17 protein-coding genes are annotated in these 18,927 nt (G+C 49.2%); 3 read left to right on the top strand and 14 right to left on the bottom strand.

Annotated features, from left to right (window positions below):
- Positions 1 to 118: 118 nt before the first annotated feature.
- Entirely contained in the window at positions 119 to 1,414 is a 1,296-nt protein-coding gene (locus MKY97_RS03360; RefSeq protein ID WP_342556217.1) for a Fe-Mn family superoxide dismutase, read from the top strand.
- A gap of 277 nt (positions 1,415 to 1,691) precedes the next feature.
- On the opposite strand, the gene MKY97_RS03355 is transcribed toward MKY97_RS03360, so the two are convergent.
- The 9 genes from MKY97_RS03355 to MKY97_RS03315 all read right to left on the bottom strand — a co-directional run bounded on the left by MKY97_RS03355 (position 1,692) and on the right by MKY97_RS03315 (position 11,169).
- Entirely contained in the window at positions 1,692 to 4,064 is a 2,373-nt protein-coding gene (locus MKY97_RS03355; protein ID WP_342554109.1) for an S-layer homology domain-containing protein, read from the bottom strand.
- Positions 4,065 to 4,281: 217 nt separating this feature from the next.
- Entirely contained in the window at positions 4,282 to 4,506 is a 225-nt protein-coding gene (locus MKY97_RS03350; RefSeq protein ID WP_342554108.1) for a hypothetical protein, read from the bottom strand.
- Between the two features lie 70 nt (positions 4,507 to 4,576).
- Complete coding sequence (locus MKY97_RS03345) at positions 4,577 to 5,398, bottom strand: lipoate--protein ligase family protein (protein WP_342556216.1); 822 nt, start codon at positions 5,396 to 5,398, stop codon at positions 4,577 to 4,579.
- Positions 5,399 to 5,558: 160 nt separating this feature from the next.
- A complete protein-coding gene (gene folE / locus MKY97_RS03340; protein ID WP_342554107.1) occupies positions 5,559 to 6,152 on the bottom strand; it encodes a GTP cyclohydrolase I FolE in 594 nt (197 codons plus the stop codon).
- A gap of 56 nt (positions 6,153 to 6,208) precedes the next feature.
- Positions 6,209 to 6,472 carry a YneF family protein gene (locus MKY97_RS03335; RefSeq protein WP_272040305.1) on the bottom strand — a complete coding sequence of 88 codons (264 nt, stop codon included), beginning with the start codon at positions 6,470 to 6,472 and terminating at the stop codon, positions 6,209 to 6,211.
- Positions 6,473 to 6,644: 172 nt separating this feature from the next.
- Complete coding sequence (locus MKY97_RS03330; protein WP_342554106.1) at positions 6,645 to 7,676, bottom strand: HD domain-containing phosphohydrolase; 1,032 nt, start codon at positions 7,674 to 7,676, stop codon at positions 6,645 to 6,647.
- A 15-nt stretch (positions 7,677 to 7,691) separates the two neighbouring features.
- On the bottom strand, positions 7,692 to 9,659 hold the full coding sequence (gene queG, locus MKY97_RS03325; protein ID WP_342554105.1) for a tRNA epoxyqueuosine(34) reductase QueG: 1,968 nt from the start codon (positions 9,657 to 9,659) through the stop codon (positions 7,692 to 7,694).
- A 176-nt stretch (positions 9,660 to 9,835) separates the two neighbouring features.
- Positions 9,836 to 10,426, bottom strand: coding sequence for a signal peptidase I (gene lepB / locus MKY97_RS03320; protein WP_342556215.1), 591 nt, complete (start codon positions 10,424 to 10,426; stop codon positions 9,836 to 9,838).
- 317 nt (positions 10,427 to 10,743) lie between these two features.
- A complete protein-coding gene (locus tag MKY97_RS03315; RefSeq protein WP_342554104.1) occupies positions 10,744 to 11,169 on the bottom strand; it encodes a GNAT family N-acetyltransferase in 426 nt (141 codons plus the stop codon).
- A gap of 417 nt (positions 11,170 to 11,586) precedes the next feature.
- Here MKY97_RS03315 and MKY97_RS03310 point away from each other — a divergent pair, with 417 nt between their 5' ends.
- Both MKY97_RS03310 and MKY97_RS03305 read left to right on the top strand, forming a co-directional pair.
- Positions 11,587 to 12,198 (top strand): superoxide dismutase, encoded by a 612-nt coding sequence (locus MKY97_RS03310; protein ID WP_342554103.1) that lies wholly within the window; start codon positions 11,587 to 11,589, stop codon positions 12,196 to 12,198.
- A gap of 61 nt (positions 12,199 to 12,259) precedes the next feature.
- Entirely contained in the window at positions 12,260 to 12,451 is a 192-nt protein-coding gene (locus tag MKY97_RS03305; protein WP_342554102.1) for a hypothetical protein, read from the top strand.
- 737 nt (positions 12,452 to 13,188) lie between these two features.
- Here MKY97_RS03305 and mutY read toward each other — a convergent pair.
- The 5 genes from mutY to MKY97_RS03280 form a co-directional block, all read right to left on the bottom strand.
- Positions 13,189 to 14,595, bottom strand: coding sequence for an A/G-specific adenine glycosylase (gene mutY / locus MKY97_RS03300; protein WP_342554101.1), 1,407 nt, complete (start codon positions 14,593 to 14,595; stop codon positions 13,189 to 13,191).
- A gap of 24 nt (positions 14,596 to 14,619) precedes the next feature.
- Entirely contained in the window at positions 14,620 to 15,045 is a 426-nt protein-coding gene (gene acpS, locus MKY97_RS03295) for a holo-ACP synthase (protein WP_342554100.1), read from the bottom strand.
- 398 nt (positions 15,046 to 15,443) lie between these two features.
- Positions 15,444 to 16,253, bottom strand: coding sequence for an ammonia-dependent NAD(+) synthetase (gene nadE / locus MKY97_RS03290; RefSeq protein ID WP_342554099.1), 810 nt, complete (start codon positions 16,251 to 16,253; stop codon positions 15,444 to 15,446).
- 159 nt (positions 16,254 to 16,412) lie between these two features.
- A complete protein-coding gene (locus MKY97_RS03285; protein WP_342554098.1) occupies positions 16,413 to 16,847 on the bottom strand; it encodes a BrxA/BrxB family bacilliredoxin in 435 nt (144 codons plus the stop codon).
- A gap of 219 nt (positions 16,848 to 17,066) precedes the next feature.
- Complete coding sequence (locus MKY97_RS03280; protein ID WP_342554097.1) at positions 17,067 to 18,761, bottom strand: ATP-binding protein; 1,695 nt, start codon at positions 18,759 to 18,761, stop codon at positions 17,067 to 17,069.
- Positions 18,762 to 18,927: the final 166 nt, after the last annotated feature.

Below are 18,927 nucleotides of genomic sequence, written 5' to 3'. Positions count from 1 at the left end.
TCAGGGGCTCTTTTTTATGTGCACATAGGACAAAGCGCCCGGGGAATACACTGTTTAGACAGAGCAAATGTAAATGAACGTAGACTGTATTCAATGAATGATTGGAGGGTCAATGAATATGAACTGTGATGGATACGGCCGCCTGCTGCCTCTGCGGACGCTGGAAGAAATCCGCTTCTGGAAGGAACAGGAGAAAGAACATACCATCATTATTCGGGCGTTGGTTCCAGATCTGGAGGCCGCATACGTCAGGCTGCTAGAAGAATGGGAAGCCGCTTTTGCAAACAGTGAGCGGGCAGCCAATCAGCTGTTAAAGCAGCTGCTGCCCGCAACCCAGCCTCCTGCTCCCTATATGATCCGGTGTATTGATCAACTTGTCTCGGCAGCACAGCATCAGTCCAGGGAGTTTATTAAACAGCTGTACGTCATGCTGGAGCAAAGTGCGGCTGTGCATGCGGTTCCGCTTGCTGAGACCTTCATTCTGCATGTCATCCGCGAGTCCGAATATTTTCTGGGAGTTCTCGAAACGTTGAGTCAGCCCGGCATTTTTAGGGAAACAGAACCCGCATCATCGATACTACTGGAAAATGCCCTGCACGGCGCAGCCTCCCAAGACCTCCAGAACGTCCGCAATGATGAAACATCGGAATCACAGGCCCCTTCTTCCGGGAATGCAAATGCTGCTCCCACTGCCTCAGCCCTGGTGCAGGCTGCATCACTCCAGCCTTCATCCGGCGGTACTGCGCCAGCTGAGTCTGCACTTACCTCTGCCCCGGTAAAAGAAAAGCCGGTTCCCATTGGCGGGCACACACTGCCTCCTCTACCCTACCCATACAATGCGCTGGAGCCGCATATTGACGAACTGACGATGCGCATCCATCATGACAAACACCATCAGTCTTATGTAGACGGGTTAAATGTGGCGGAGAAGAAGCTGGCGGAATCCCGGAAAAAGAACAACTTTGAACTCGTCAAACATTGGGAGCGCGAACTTGCTTTTAACGGAGCGGGACATTATCTGCATACCATCTTTTGGACGATTATGAACCCTGCAGGCGGCGGCAAACCTGCAGGCATGCTCGCAGAACAGATCAAACGTGATTTTGGCAGCTATGAGGCATTCAAAAATCAATTTACCGAAGCCGCCAACAAGGTCGAGGGCAGCGGCTGGGCAATGCTCGTTTGGAGCCCGAGAGCACATCGTTTGGAAATTTTGCAGGCTGAAAAACACCAGAATCTGTCCCAATCGGACATCGTTCCACTTCTGCCTCTGGATGTATGGGAGCACGCTTATTATCTCAAACATCAGAACGAGCGTAAAAAGTACATTGAAGATTGGTGGAATGTCGTCTACTGGCCTGCTGTTGCTGAACGTTACGAAACCGCACGCAAGCTGCTGTGGCCGCCTTATTAAAGTGATGCAGCTGTAAGTAAAAAAGCAAGGATTGGTAGTAGGTGTGTTAGCGAATCATCATAGTCACACAAGTAAGACCCGAGTAAGCTGCCTGATACGTCACTTGAAAATGAGAGCTGCTCAAAACACAAAAGAGATATCTCCAGTCAAAGACTGAAAGATATCTCTTTAAATAGGTTTGCGTAAAGAACGAAGATCATTCGTTTGTGCTCGTGCGCTTGATCGTATTTCAGCTTATGCTTCTACTCTCTTTCGCAGCAGAGCCGTGTTTTAATTGTTATTCTTTAATGGATGCTGCCTGAACAGCTTCATAAGCCCAGTGAGTATCAGGAACGTCCGACCATAATTTCGAGCTCGTGGACGCAGGCTGCAGGTCCATCAATTTATTGATCAGAGTTACAGCCTCAGCACGCGTTACCTGCTGTTCAGGACGGAAGGTACCGTCGGTGTATCCTGTAAGAACTCCGGCTGCATTCAGCCGGGCGATGGCTTTCCGTGCCCAGTGCTGCCCCACATCCGTGAATGCAGCTGCAGCTTCGGATCCGGATGCCTGCTCATCTTTCAGCAAATGCTGTAATACGCTCGCAATCTCTGCTCGCGTCATGGCTTGTTCCGGTCTGAAGCTGCCGTCAGTGTAACCTCTGACGTAACCAGCGTTGGCAGCGGCAGATATATTATCATATGCCCAGTGACCCGCTTTAACATCCGTAAACGCTGTTTCGCTCTCGACTGATGATGCATCCAGTACACGCGTAATGAGTGCAGTCATCTCTGCACGTGTTACGAACCGCTCCGGTTGAAAACGACCATCGGCATACCCGCGAATATAAGGTTTTGCATCCGATGTATGGTCTTTCCAATCTTTCACTTGGACAACGGAAAACGTACTGAATTGGTCTACGCTAATCTCGATGCCCTGCTGGCCGTTATCCTTGTTCACCGCCACAAGCTTGCCATGTACCAGCTCCTTGGTTCCGCTGCTGTGTTCAATATAGACACCCAGATCGGCAGGATTCACACCTGCAAGCTGTTTGCTGTCAACGGGCAGTACAAGCGTTACAGGACGGCTCTGCAGATTGGTTTCAATTGTCATGGGACGTCCCAGCAGCTGCATGTTTTTGGTGCCAGCCAATTGAGCAATGGTATCGTTAGCCCGTAATCTTTGTTCAATCTCCTGACGTGTCTCCTGCTTTTTCACCGGCACCAGACGGAAATATACATCATCCGATCTGTCCTTCAATGAGGCAGCCGGAATCGTAATTTTTACGTTAGGGTTGGAGATCACCAGATCGATTCCATGCTCTGTAAACAACCGGGCCGATTGCTGCGCCAGTTTCACATCCCACCGGGAGACTTCATCCCTGCCATCGGGAATAAGAACAACTGCTGTACGCGAGCCCGTTTTCTTCAACTGATCAATAATAGATTGCGCCTTACCCGGAAACAGCCCAAGCTCGTCTTTTACCGTACCGTCTGTTTCACGGGTTCGGCTGATCTCCAGCGAGTCAATGGTCGAAGCCTGCTCGCCATTTTCCACATCCACTTTAATGCTTTCCTTCTGCGGAGCGGTAGATGCAGCTGTTGAAGATGTGGATGGAGAAGGTGTTGGTGTTGGTGTCACGATCACTTCACCACCGCCGCTGCTTGGGGCTTGAGGAGTCACGGATGTCGAGACTTTAAATTCTGATAAAATGGCATGTTTGGAAGACCGAACAGCAAACACATAAGGCAGGCCGCTCGTTAGATTGGAAACGGTATAATGCAGCACATTTACCGGTCCTGCGATTTGAGTCCAGCTTGCCGGGTCTTGCGGCGCATCGCTGCCCTGATACATATATACGATGTACCCATCTGCCTCAGGGACGCCAGTCCAATTCAACTGCACTTTTCCATTGGCTGCCTGTGGAGTAAGCGTGGCAGGTGCCTCCGGCAAACCAGGTGTGACTGCATTAGAGACGACATAATCAGAAACTGCATGTTCCATTTCTGAGTGATACGTCGATGTGACCGCAAAAATATAGGTTCTTCCATCTACCAAGTCCGGAACTTCGTTTTCTGCGGAAAGGGTACTCGTTATGTCAATCCAGTCGCCGGGATTGGTTGGAGCCGCAGCACCTTCATACTTATAGACGGTGTATGTCCGGTTATCTTCTGTTGTCCAGCTCAATTTCACCCTGCCATCAATCAGCTTGGCATTAACCTGATCAGGAGTTATTAAAGTTACAAACCCTACAGCCTCAATAAGCTGAAGAAGGGAGTCTTCCCCCTCCTCCAGTGTAATAAGTGAATATTCAGAGCCGGGATTTAGATTGTTGAGAACAATAGTCTTTTCTTCACCAGGCTCTATTTCGAAATACGTGTGATTTGCTAACGCATTCGCTTTGCTGCCTTCGGGATCGGAAATGTCCGGGAGAATACTGGCTTGCAGATCATAATACACTGTGGCTTTATAATCTGATTTTAGAGTAATTTTAGCCGAATGGGGTGAGAGCAGGTAAGGTGACAGCACTCGAATGCCTGCATCCGCTCTAGCCACCTGTGCCCCCCATGCAGCAAATGGTAAAGCCAGCATCATGATCATTGCAATAAACATCTTCGTTAATCTCTGGAGCGCCCTACACCCGAATGCAGCTTCCGTGCTATCCTTCATATTGTTGATCTCCTTCTCAATGAGATTGGTTTGCATCTATGATGGAATCTTAGCAAAATATTCTGAACATTTTCTGAACAAAAACCGACATTATTCACGTTTTTTTCGATGTTATCTGCTTTCCATTGCTAAATTAGCAGCAAAAAAAGCAGATCTCTTCGTAGAGATCCGCCTCAAATATTAATCCATATTACACTTCATACATAACATCGCTGTATTATGAAGCACAGCCCTCGCACGCCACATAGTTGTCGCCAACCTGCTTGCTGATGGCGATCAGGTCGCCCAGCTTGATATCGGACTCCTCTGTGAACTCCAGGTCAGCAATACGCGCCACAATAAGGGCAGCAGCTTCTTCCTTGCTGGCTGCCATCTGGCTGAACTCTGATTTTTCACCTGTCGAAACGACCTCATACAGGTATGTATATCTCAATGTTTCCACTCTATCCTCTCCTTCCGAAATCACATCATACCATCTCTGTTACCCAATTCCAAGCCTGCTGAAAAAGAACTTAATCATAACGCTGTTTCATCTGCTCTGCCGTCAGCAGCACTTCATCCGCGCCAACAGAAAGCACCCGCTCTGTCTGTGAATGAGGATATCTCCTGCGCAGCGTACGCACCAGCGATGCTGTATACGCCGCACTGGATGGCACGCCTGCCAGCTCCTGCAAACTTGCCATGGTACCCGGCTTTACCTCAGGATATCCTTCGGTTGCTTCGCCCGAAGCTTCTTCATAAAAACTGCGTACTGCAGCAGCCAATTCATCTCCCCGGCCTTCTACAATGATAAAGGCTGTAATAATATAAGCTTTGGCCTGCCGCCTCTGGGCAATACCGCAAAATTTCAATCCGCTAACACTGACGTCATAATCTCCAGGGCAAAAGGCTCCCTGCACTTCCCCGGTCTGCGCCTGGGCCGACCAAGGTGTCAAAGACTCGGCTATAATCGAGGCCATCTCGCGAAAATCATCATGGATGTTAATCGCATGCCCCGGATTAGGCAGGATTAGTGATACATTCACTACTCCCGGGTTCAACGGAACCGCAGCACCGCCAGATGGCCGTACACATACGGCTGTCCCCTCACCTCTGATGCGTTCCATTGCTTCGACAGCCTGCGGCAGTCTTCGGTCACGCAGCCCGGCCACAAAGGCATCCGGATGCCTCCAAATATGGGCGACAGGCAGGTCTCCTGCTCCTACACGTCTGCACATGACTTCTTCCCATGCAAATGCATCCAGCACACTGCTGCCGCGGCGCATAAGCGGTGTCTCCCAAATCTGCAGACGCAGCGAGGAAGGCTTTTCGACAAACATCCCTTTTGCAGCCATATTCAAATCACTCTTCTCCGGCTCAGGCAGTTGATCGGCTTGAGATGGTATGCTCATCTTCCGTAACCTCCGACTAATGAATTCATATGTACTTCAACTCACAATGGATAAAACATATATAAATAAGCCGGTTCCCCAAGGAACTCGGCTTATTGTTCATTTACTCTTTCACCAAAGACAGAAACTCGGCACGCTGTGCAGGGTTATCACGGAAAGATCCGCGTACTGCAGACGTTACCGTCTTGCTTCCCGGTTTCTTCACACCGCGGGAGCACATGCACAAGTGCTCGCCTTCAACGACCACCATCACACCATGCGGTGCTACCGCTTCCGTCAGGATGTCGGCGATCTGTGACGTAATGCGTTCCTGTACCTGAAGACGGCGTGTTACAGCTTCGACCAGACGTGCCATTTTGCTCAAACCCACAATTTTCCCGCTTGGTACGTACCCAATATGTACTTTACCAAAGAACGGTGCCATATGGTGCTCGCACTGGCTGTAGTACACAATATCTTTCACGATCACCAGTTCTTCGTGATTCTCGTCAAAAGTGACACCCAGTACGTCACGGGGGTCCACTTCATACCCGCCAAAAATTTCTTCATACATCCGTGTTACACGTGCAGGCGTTTCCAGAAGCCCCTCACGTGTGCTGTCTTCTCCGATCAATTTGAGAATCTGTTCAACATGATACTCGATCTTATCCCGATTGTCGGATACTTTGGAATTCAAATAATCTTTAACGCCAGCCACTGCCAAGCGCCTCCTTTCGAACCACATACTGCAAGCGGTTTAATCTTTCCCAGCTATTATTTTCGGCGGCCCGAGTTTTTACGCGCAGGATGCTGACTCGGCTGAGGCATTTTTGCGCCCGGCTGTTGGTTCTTCATCATCTGCTGGGCACGCTGCATTTGCTTGCCGTTCAGGTTGTACCCCATTTGCTTTGCCATTTTCTGCAGCATGTCAGGGTCACTTTGCATTTTCTCAAGCTGTTTACGCAGGTAGAACACCCCGATGAAAAATCCACCGACCAGACCCACAATCAATGTAATAATCGGTATTACAATCTCCATCTCTTAGACACCTCTGTATGCAATCTAAAAAACCTGATGATCTGTGCCAGTACACACCATAATTTATGAAAAATCATCCTTATGATGAACACATGTCACCGACCGGATTTCCTGAGAGTTATCATAGCATTTCCACACGCCGTGAGCAAACGCATTTTCCAGTTAAATGGGCTTATGTGAGCACACCTTCGATAAAGACCGTAGTCTGTTTGGCCAGGTCAATTTCAATAACGTCCAGCGAATAACGGGTGCTGCCTCGCGCTACCCGGATGACCGGTCTGCCCGGTAACCCTCGATGCTGACGGACAATAACGCCGGTTTCTTTGGTGGACAGCCGGACAGCAGTCCCATTGGGATATACAGATACGCTTTTGTTGAACTCAATCAGGATCTCCCGATCCAGCTTCGTTTCTGACAATGCCATCATTTTCTCACACGCTTCATGCGGAAGCAGGGGGCTGCCCGACAATCCATTAATCAGATTATCATAGATGTTTGCTGCACTGACAATTTTGGCAAACAGATGAATATCCTTGCCCTTGATACCTCTGGGTATTCCGCTGCCATCGACATGTTCATGATGCTGCAGCGCGGTATGGGCAACAAGTAGACTGAACTCCCGCTTGTTCTTGATCACTTCGAACCCGCGCCACGTATGGTGCAGCGAAGAAGTGGATGTGCCGCTGCCGCCGGGCGGCTCGCCTACTTTTCCAATATCATGCAGCAGTGCACCTACGGCCAGATCTTTGAGTTGATTGTAGTTGAGTCCCATATTCAGGCCGATAACCGAGGACAACAAACATACGTTCATCGCGTGAACATACTGCGCATTGTCCTTCGTACGGATATCTGTTAACTGTACAAGCAGCTCGCGCCCGTTCAGCACATCATTCAGCAGTTTGTCGATACTGAGTGCAACTTTCTTCGGACTCCAGTCTTTCCCGGATCTTACCGCTTCAAGTGTCACACTCATCTCATTGATAATCGCCCGTTTCGTGGCTTCGTCCAGAATATCTTCTGTATCCACATCTTTATACGCTTCATCCTGGATGTACAGCGTGGTTACCCCGATACGCTTCAGCGTATTGACCATAAACACGGTAAGCTGGACTCCGGCAGATAACAGCACTGTTCCGTTACTGGAATATACCGTTTTGCCCAGAATCTCCCCCGCCTCCACGCTCTCCACGTTTACATACTTCATGAACGTCCCCCGCTCTTACGATTGCTGCTCCAATGTGAGCAATTGCTCTTTGGTTTGCAGACCGCCTGCGTAACCCACCAGGGTGCCATCTTTACCGCTCATGCGATGACAGGGAATAATAATCGGGATCGGATTCTTGCTAATGGCATCCAAAACTGCGCGTACAGCCTTGGGCCGGCCGATCTTTTCCGCAACCTGTTCGTGGGTTAAGGCTTCTCCATAAGATATATCGGACAGAACCTGCCAAACTTGTAGCTGGAATGCTGTTCCATACCGTTCAAGCTGGAGGTCGAACGTCTTTCTCTCTCCTGCAAAATACTGCCGCAGCTGCTCAGCAGCCTCACTAAGCTTCTCTTCATTTCTCTCATACCGGTACTCCCCAATCCACGTACGAGCCCACTGCTGCAGGTGGGCTTCCCGTACATGAAAAGCACCAAAATCAATATGGCACAACCCCTCATCGACTGCACATAAGGTAAGCGTGCCAATCGGTGTCAGCAGTTCATCATAATATACAGGCTTGCCGTGAATCCCCGTGACTGCAGAAGGTTTCCACGCAGCTGCTTCCGGCTTGGCAGGAGCAGCCGGCTGTTCACTTGAATTTTCATGATCACCTTCATTTTTACTCATACTGCCAGCCCACGCGGCATCCAGTCCAAATTCAGTGTCTCTTACATGAGACAAAATTTTGGCTGCCTCTGGATGTTCTGGCTTCTTTACTTGCGGCAGCTCCTCTTGCTGCGTAATCTTCATTTCATCGGTTTGCTGCTTCGTATTCCGCTGCTCAGCCTGTGACTGATCGGGTATGGTCTCGGAAGATACCAATCTCTCCTTGGCCTTCTGCAGCATACTCAGCACGTTCCCATCTTGTTCGATCGCGGCAGCTTCCCCAATAGCTCTCATGGCTTCTTCCCCTCCAATTCTGCTCAGCGCCCAGGCGGCGGTTCCCCGCAGCTCCGGACGCGGATCACGCTTTAGTACCTGTGTTAGTTTAGGTACAGCGCTTTTGTCTTTGAAATTGCCCAGTGCAATGACCGCATTGCGCTGAATCGGTTTTTTGCCCCGCCATGCGGCGGAACTTTGCCCGAAACGCTCTTTGAATTCACGGTTACCGATATCCAGCAGCGGCAGCAGCAGCGGCTTTACAACCTCCGGATCGGGATGAAACTCGGGATGATGATCCCAGTTCTTGCCCCGATTCTTCGGACATACAATCTGACATGTATCACACCCGTATAGACGGTTGCCTATTTTGAGCATAAACTCTTCATCCAGAAACCCTTTGGTTTGGGTTAAAAAAGAAATACAGCGCTGTGCATTTAATTGGCCTGGGCCAACCAGCGCACCTGTAGGACAGGCATCGATACATTTCGTACATTCACCGCAATCTTCGGTTACGGGCGTATCAGGCGGAAATGGAATATTCGTCACCAGCTCGCCCAGAAAAATCCAAGAACCAAACTTCGGCGAGATAATAGCACAGTTTTTGGCACTAAAGCCGATTCCGGCACGCTGCGAGACTGCCCGATCCACAAGCGCCCCCGTATCCACCATGCTTTCAATCATTGCTTCGGGTACGCGTTCACGAATAAAATCCACCAGCTTATCCATTGCTTTGCGAAGCACCTGGTGATAATCCTGCCCCCAAGCCGAACGAGCGAAAATGCCGCGGTACGCGCCAGGTTCCGACTTCGGCGGGTTTACCATTTTGGACGGGTAAGCTACAGCTATGGCGATCAGGGAAGCAGGTTCGCCGTCCTGCAGGGCGGGATGCACCCTTTTTTCGATATCCGGCTCTTCAAACCCCGACGCATATCCCTTATCCCGAGACTGTTCCAGCAGTGATTTAAGGGACACAAAAGGGTCCGCCGCGGCGAATCCAATATCATCTATACCCAGTTCCGGGCCTGCTGCCTTGATTTCCTGCTTTAACGTCTCCCATACGGAGGCGCCTTGTACTGCCCCGGTCCGTACGCTCGTCATTTCCTTCTCCCTCTCTTCTGTCAGACACGTAATCTGTAAACAATGAACGCCCGACTCACTTAAGAGATCAGGCGCTTAGCTATACGGTATATGACTTGCATAAAATTGAATTTACAGCCTACGTGCCTGTATGGTTAAACGCATCATGCGCTCTGAAGTTGTTGCGATCCAACATTTTACAGCTTTTTCATCTCCGAGAACGGCCAGAAAATAAACTCGGCTTTGCCCACGATCTCACTGGAAGTTATACTTCCAAACACACGGCTGTCCTTGCTTTTACCTTCATGACGGTTATCACCCATCACAAAAAAATGGTCTGGCTCAAGCGTTATCGGCCCGAAATCAGGGTCCTGTACCTCAATGTCGGTATAACTCTCTGTCTGCTGCACGCCATTAACATATAAATGATGGTCCTTGACCTCAATTGTATCTCCCGGCAGTCCAACAATCCGTTTCACCAGATAATCCTTCTTCCCCACATCTTCACTCGGGTCACGCAGCACAATGACATCCGATCGAGCTGGCTCGCCAAAATGATAAACCATCTTGTTCACAAACAAACGATCAGACTCCACCAGGGTTGGCTGCATGGACTGCCCTTTGACCATCGACAGATTAAAGACAAACAGGTTGAGCAGCATCATGATTACAAAAGCAACCACAATGGTCTTCACCCAATCCCACAGTTCGGTTGTCCAGGACTTGCCTGCTTGCTCAGGCGCAGACTTCTGATTTTGCTCTTCAACAGTCGAATCCACGGAAGGCATATTAGAATTCAAAGGGACACCTCATTTATCGGTTTGTAGATTAAACGTACAACCAGGAATTTTACTCCCTTTTAGTCTACTCTATTTGGAAGTGTGAAACAATTGGAGATGCCCACCAGTATAAAGGATAAGGACGAGTGCACTCGTTTCTAAACCCATATCTCGGAAAAAGAAAAGAAGGACGCATATCAAGCGCTGCCTCCTCATAAAAATAGAAAGGCATATCGATCACGCCAAGTTGCGTGAACAGATATGCCTAATATGAAATGAAAAGCTTATATTTCTTTGTCTAACTACACCGAATTCACCTGCACCGCTTAAGCCTTGGACAAAATACTAAGTTTCTGAAAAGCACTCAGAATCTTACTCGCACCATACCCCATTGCTTCGTACAAAGGCATGGCTGCTTTGTTGTGCTCATCACCGGCCACCCATATCTGGCTGACTTTGCGCTGCTGGAATCGCTGTTCCATAGCCTCGACAAGTGTTTTGCCGACACCGCGGCGACGATAGTCTGGATGAACCGCAATACGATAGATGCATCCCTGGTTTTGATCAATCGTACCGATCAAGGCGCCAACGAGGTCTCCCTCTTCTTCCGCAACCATGATCAGGTCAGAATCCCATGACAATTGACGGGCAAACGGGCCCATCGTGTTCTCATAACACTCTTCCGATAGTGCAACCTGGAGAAGCTCCGTCATCTGGCTTGCATCACTCAACTGAAAGGAACGAACGTGCATGTCTTAAATCTCCCTTTTCGTTAGCTTAGATGAGGTTTTACAAAAAAGGGGGTCCCCTTTTACCAAAAACCCGATGTTCATATAATGACAAAAAACGAGAAAATACCGCTTCTTCGTCAATTAAACCACACTTTACTCCATAAAACACGCATTTTCTTCTGAAAGCGCTTTATTGTAAACGTTTACATTGTTTTTGTTTACATTTTGCCGATTATATCTATCAATATCTCATAATATTATTCAAATCGGGTAAAATATGTTTGTAATCTCAGGCCCGGCTTTCGATTAACAGTTCAGGGGACTTAATAAACAAAAATGTTGATTAATTATCCCGAATGCGGTTTAATAATAGAGGCAGGGGTATTATTACATATGTACCTTAACAACAAATTACAAATTCTCAGGAGGTATTTCACTATGGCTTTTCAATTACCAGCACTTCCTTACGCTAACGATGCACTGGAACCACATATCGATGCACAAACGATGGAAATCCACCACGATCGCCATCACAACACTTATGTAACTAACTTGAACGCAGCTCTGGAAAGCGCTCCTGAACTGCAAAACAAAAGCTTGGAAGATCTGATCGCTAACCTCGACAGCGTACCGGAAAACATTCGTACAGCGGTTCGCAACAACGGCGGTGGACATGCTAACCACAGCTTGTTCTGGGAAATCATCGGACCAAACGGCGGCGGCGCACCTACAGGTGAGATCGCAGCAGCAATCGACAGCGAACTGGGCGGCTTTGACAAGTTCAAAGAAGACTTTGCAAAAGCAGCTACAACTCGTTTCGGTTCCGGCTGGGCATGGCTCGTTGTAGGCAAAGATGGCAAATTGTCCATCACCAGCACACCTAACCAAGACAGCCCGCTCTTCGAAGGCCTGACTCCGGTTCTGGGTCTGGATGTGTGGGAGCACGCGTACTACCTGAAATATCAAAACAAACGTCCTGATTACATCTCTGCATTCTGGAACGTAATCAACTGGGATGAAGTTAACAAACGTTACGCTGCAGCGAAATAAGACTGCGGTTAGAATAAAAAGCCTGAATCGATCCTTGTGACCGATTCAGGCTTTTTTTAATGTGCGCGGCGTATCGGCATGTGGATACGCCGGAACATTAATGCGGGTACAGGGCGGCGTAACCTACACAGCGGGATGGGCTGACAGCGCTAAGCCATCAGGCAGCATGGGCCGGGGGCTCACTGCGGGGAGCCACGGGGATACTGCGGCGGGTGCCGGGACACACCACGGCAGGCGCCCTGGAGAATGTTAGACGTCATCGAGTCATGATGCACCAGAAAGTGCTCGCCAATGCAGCAGCTGTCAATGCTTATCAATCTAAGCTAACGATCTCCAGAAACGCTATTTGCCCATTTTCCAGTCCATTAGAATTCTAACGATCTCCAGAGACGCTATTCACCTATTTCCTCAGTAAAACTGCACCTTATGAGTAAATCGCATCCAAATAGCGTCTCTCAGAATCGTTAAAATTTTTCAGGCCCCTTTTTTCACAATATAAGGTGTCTGGAGATCGTTAGAGCTGGCCCATACCTCAAGCAGCGCACCGTCTCCAACTTTATTAAACTCTTGTACATTCTGCCTTGCTCACTTACTTCGCAGGTTACTCGCACACCTCTGGCTTATACGCATACGCTATCGGCTGCTTGCACACTTTGACTCGCACGCAGACACTAGCGCTGCTCCTCCACCACGGCTCAAGCACATACTCAGTTAGTACTAGCACTCATAGCTGACCTGCATTCTACAGCTCACTCACACACTCTAATGCTTACTTCCGCAACGTGGCTGCAGTTTGCTCTATTGAATGCTCGTACCGCTATATTACGAGCATAATCTTTGGTTACTTGAACACCTTGCTCCCATACGTCCTACAGCTCGCTGCATACTTTGTTGGTTACTCTACCCCGCCGCTAAATATGAAAACTATTGTCCATGCGTTCAGGCGTAACTCAAGCACTCCTTTTTTCTAAACACTTGAATGGTCTTTATTTACTCTGTTACATCATAGGCTCCTGCGAAATAGTTACGAAGCAGCTTCAGGAAGACGTTAGGAAAAGCCAGCTTCTCCATATCTTCCAATCCGATCCACTGGTAAGTGAGCCCATCACTTTTGCCTGTCAGGGCTTCCTGTGCCGCTCTAGCAGTGATGGATACTGGAAGCAGCTCACTATGTTCACCAAGCAAGCCTGATTGACCTGCCGCACTGGTCAAGCCCAGCTCTGACACATCAGCTTTAGCCGATGTGAATTTTACGGATGCATCCTCAGCATCTGTATTAACAGGATCAGCGGATGCAGATGACATGGCAGCTGGAGCCGATCCCGCCAGTGATGCCGCTTGCGCATCGTAGGCGGCTCTGGCTTCCGCAGCGATCAGCGGAAGCTCACTGCTCTGGTCCTGCTCGGTACACTTGTACACCTGCAGGTTCCAAACAATATGGCTGAACACATGCTCCGCATGGGTGGCCAGCCCTTCCGGGCGGGCAGCGAAGCCTTCCGCCCACAGACTGCCGGCCAGCAGAGCCATGGCCGGCTCATCCGCCAGCGGCACTGCCGCCTTCCCCGCTGCGGCAGGCGCCGCCAGCACATGGGGCAGCTCCCACATCCGGGCCAGCAGGCCAGTCTGTGGACGCTGACGTACAAGCACACGGCCGCGATGCACGCCGCGGCCTTCTACCAGGGCAACCAGCCGCTGCTCAGGGCGCGGCGGCTTGGCTTTGGTCTTGACCGGCAGCGTAAGCTCTCTTCCGGCAATTCTGCCGGAACACTGCTCCATCACCGGGCAAGTCAAGCAGTGCGGCGCTTTGGGTGTGCACACCAGCGCACCAAGTTCCATCAGCGCCTGATTGAAATCACGCGCTCGCCCTTCCGGAATGAGCTCTCCCGCGAGCTCTTCCATCAAAACCCGCGTGCTGCCCTTCATAATATCCTCATCGATGAGGAAGTATCGGGACAGCACCCGCATGACATTGCCGTCCACCGCAGGCTGCGGCTGGTTGAAGGCAATGCTGAGAATGGCCCCGGCTGTATACGGGCCGACCCCTTTTAATGCAAAGACGCTCTGCTTGTCCTGCGGCATCTCTCCACCATGCAGCTCCATCACCTGTCTTGCCGCCGCCTGAAGATTACGTGCCCTTGAATAATATCCGAGTCCTTCCCAATTCTTCAGCACCTCTTCCTCCGGTGCCTCCGCAAGAGCCTGCACGGTCGGAAAATTGCCGATAAATCGATTAAAATACGGAATGACCGTATCTACCCGTGTCTGCTGCAGCATGATCTCCGATACCCACGTAAAATACGGATTATTGTGGCGACGCCACGGTAAATCCCGACGATTAACCATGTACCAATCCAGCAGATTCACGCTGAAATGTCGTTTCTGTTCTTGTAAACCCATATGCCCTTCCTTTCCTTTTCCCCGCTACTTCCACTCTTCCTTTTCTCTGTCGATCTCATATACCTGCTCCACAATGGCAAATGCCGCTGCCAGCTCTGTCTGATGTGTAATGCTCAGATGAATCTCATACTGTTTATCGTACGGCAGTTGCAACCGCTCCCAAGCCCGACTGGACAGTGAGGCAACCGGCCGTCCTGACGGATCAGGCAGTACTTCGATATCAGTGAATCCCATCACAGCGCCAATCCCGCAGCCAAAAGCCTTGGACACTGCCTCTTTGGCCGCAAACCGACCCGATACGAACTCTGCCATCCGCTTCCCGCGCCTGGCCGCGATTTCCCGTTCAGCCGGAGTCATAATACGTTTCATCAATGCTTCTGCCTGACGGCCGGACAGCAGCCTGTGCATACGTCGAATCTCTAAAACATCGTTACCGATGCCATATATCATAACGATTCACCTGCTTAATCTTTTAGACTGTAAAAGATAATTCGTAGTTCAATTCATGTGCAGTTTCCCGAACACGTATTCTATTGTAGCAGGAGGCGTGCATGGATGCGAGTATCTGTTATCCGCATTTCCACTTTTGCTAAAATTTTCAGCAGTTCAATATAATAATCTTCATCCTATTGTTTAACGACTGTGGACTTGGAACTCACGCGGCATCGTATAAATTGAAATTGTCAAAAGTACAAACGTACGGAGTTGTGGTATCCATAAAACGGGCGAGATGTGGATGTAAAACAACAAAAAGAGCCGCTGCTTAAGGCAGAGACTCTCTTTTGTAAGCAGCGATTCATTTGCAAAATAAACCCTGCTGCTCGAATTATATTTCCCAATTCCCAACCTTAGATACCGGGAATCGCATTGCGTTTGTGATGTGTACGTGTATAAAAAGCTTCCAGACGCTCCTGCGCGGCAGGGTCAATCTGCTTACCTTCAAGGTAATCGCTGTTCGCTTCATATGAAATGCCCAGCTCGTCCTCGTCGGTTTGTCCTTCCCATAGTCCTGCTGAAGGAGCTTTGTCCAGAATGGATTGCGGCACTTTCAGGTACGCAGCCAGCTGACGTACTTGGCGTTTGTTGAGCGTGCTCAGCGGTGTGATATCCACGGCTCCATCGCCCCATTTGGTGTAGAAACCTGTGATCGCCTCGGATGCATGATCCGTACCTACAACCAGCAGATTCTCTTCAAATGAGAGAGCGTACTGCATCACCATACGTGTTCTTGCTTTCACATTCCCCTTGCCTTGATGAGTCATATGGCGCGGACTTCCAAGAGATTTGAATCCCTGCTCCACTTCAAGCGCAATCTCATTCACAGCATCTTCGATATTGGTTTCCACAACATGTTTCAGGTCGTACGCTTTCGCTACCGCATAGCTGTCCTGGATATCCGCCTGCTCTCCATAAGGCTGGAACACACCCAGCGTTTTGTATTCCTGATTGTTCTCTGCGGTAAGCTCGTCTGTGGCTTGTTTGCAAAGCGCTGCCGCTACTGCACTGTCAATCCCCCCGCTGATCGCAATCAGCAGTCCCTTGGTACCGGAATTTTTCACATATGTCTTCAGGAAATCCACACGCTTACGTACTTCCTCGGCTTCATTAATGCTCGGTTTAACCTTCAATTCGGCGATGATCTGTTGCTGCAAACTCATCGTTCATACACCCCGTTTCTACAGTAATGGAAGTTTTGTTGAATAGAAGTTTGGTTATGGGTCAGCTTGAAAGGTTCGAATGGTTCAATAACCTGATCTGTCCAAAATGAAACGCCCCGGCATCGGGCATCCGAAGTGCGGGGCGTTCTATGGAGCGGATTAACGGCAGTAACGGTCAAATGCACTGGTCAAATCAGCCGCGATTTCCTCTGCTGAACGATCTTCCACTTGGTGACGCTCAATAAAGTGAACGAGTTCTCCGTCTTTCATCAATGCGATGGACGGTGAGGATGGTGGATATGGCGCAAAGAATTCACGTGCTTTCGCCGTTGCTTCCTTGTCTTGACCTGCAAATACAGTATAGAGGTGATCCGGTGTAATATCGTTCTGAAGTGCCTGAGCAACCCCTGGACGACATTGACCTGCTGCACATCCACATACAGAGTTAATTACAACCAGTGCTGTTCCTTTGGCATCCGGCAGACTCGCTTCAACCTCTTCCGGTGTGCGCAGCTCCTGGATTCCCAGACGAGTCAGCTCATCCCGCATCGGCTGAACCATATCTTTCATGTATTGATCAAATGACATCGACATTCAGTTTCACTCCTTATAATGGTTGTTCTATGATCTCGTTTGAAAAGTTAGAGGACAATAGCCATGCACAGACAGATGCGTCCATATCGAAAAAAATGGATACACTGTGCTATTCCTATTATACATCCCCAAGCAATGAAAGCAAGGTTCAGACAACACCTGCGGAACAGCTTTCCCTTACTTATTATGACTCAGGGTCTGGCAAAATATGCTGACTCTCTAGCGCTGGAAGGCAACTTTGAACGTAGTTCCCTGTCCTTCCTCCGATTCAACCGTAATTGTGCCGTTGTGCCGCTCAACAATGCTTAGACACATGGATAATCCAAGTCCGGTACCTTTTGCTTTGGTTGTATAAAATGGTTCGAACAGCTTCTCCTGCTTCACCGGCGGAATACCAGGACCTGTATCGTGTACACACAGCTCAACCTTGTCATCCACCATTCGTGTTTCCAAGGTAAGCACACCTTTTTCAGTCATGGCTTCCATTCCGTTCCGGGCAAGATTAAGTACGACCTGTTTGATTTCTTTGGAATTCAGATGCAGTTTCGGCACATTATGAGCCAGCATCAGCTCGATGCTCTGTCCCCGAAGATTGGCATCTGCCCAGAGCAGCGGACTGAGTTCATGAATGATGTCGTGCAGCTGCGATTCTTCTTTCTCCGCTATCCGATTCTGAGCCAGAGACAGAAAGTCGTTAATGATGCTGTTGGCTCTGTCCAACTCCTCCATTACGATCCGGTAATAATGATCAAGAGATTCCGGGCTCTTTTCCTGCATTAACTGGAGAAATCCCCGCACCACAGCCATCGGATTACGCACCTCATGTGTAATGCTCGCCGCCATCTGCCCCACCAGGCTGAGACGATCTACATTATCCAGTTCGCTGCGCAGCATCTCAAGTTCGGTCACATCCTGAATGATGATCATCGCTCCCGAGACTTCCTTAGAGCCATTCGCCGTATAAGCATAGATCGGTACCGTCCGGGACAGAAATACATGTGAGCCGTACCGGACCGTCAGTACATTCACTTCACCATGTACCACGGCTTGATGAATGCTGTGATCCATCTTGTCAGCCTGCTCCTGCTCTACAAATTGACTGGCATGCTGCCCGATCAGATTCTGAGCTGAAGTGCAGGGCAGCTGTTCCTTCGCTGTCTGTTTCATCAGTTCATTAACAAAAACCACTTTGCCTTCAATATCCACCGTAGCTATTGAAAGAGGAACCGCATTCAAAATCTGGTGCAGTTTCTCCGTTTCGGTCAAGTAGTATTGATGCACTTCGGAAAGCTGCCGCTCCATTCCGCGATAACGTTTCATCCGTTCCAGCCACAGCTGACTCATACTGCCTGCAGCCAGTGCACCTGCCACATATCCGAATGAGGACAAAATGAGGTAAACTTTCGAATACGCTGTATCCGGATAGACGGAGATGACCCATAACAGACTCGATACAGCCAATTCGGCGGTAACCAGAGCAATGACCATACCCATTTTGCGAGAACATGCATTGTGCTTGAATCGTTTGGCAGACAACCATACAATAGGATAGAGAAGAATACCGGTGTGAAGAAAAAATCCGTACAGATCATAGGAATGTGCTAAGAGAAAATAGAAGAGAATATGTAGAACAGACAAGGCTGCACCTATGTGGACTTTACAATATAGAATCGCCAGTGTAACCGGGATAATACTCATGGATATAGGAACGGTCTCGGTACCTTCAGATAACGCAAAAAGCAGACACAGCAGCATACTGAACACACTCGCTGCCGCAAAACTGATACTCACTTTATCTGCATGATCTATTCGCTTGACCTGTTGTTTGGAGAGACCCAGATAAAATAAGGGAATCAGGAATACTGCCGATCCGGCCAGCAGTACTTGTAAAAGAATGTCCTTTAACGCAACCACAACGTCATCTCCTCCTCTGCCCGCACATTCCCTCATTAATTCTGATTAAAACATAGGCGACAGTTTATTACAATATATCGCTTAAGGCTGCAAAATAGAACACTTTATAAGCCTGTCTGATTTCAGAAAAAGGCAGAAGTAGACATTGTCTATAAAAAACAGACAA

It is taken from the genome of Paenibacillus sp. FSL R7-0652 (genome assembly GCF_038595045.1).
Lineage (GTDB): Bacteria > Bacillota > Bacilli > Paenibacillales > Paenibacillaceae > Paenibacillus.
The sequence above is the reverse complement of the archived record's forward strand: the minus strand, read 5'-3'. Positions and strand labels throughout refer to the sequence as shown.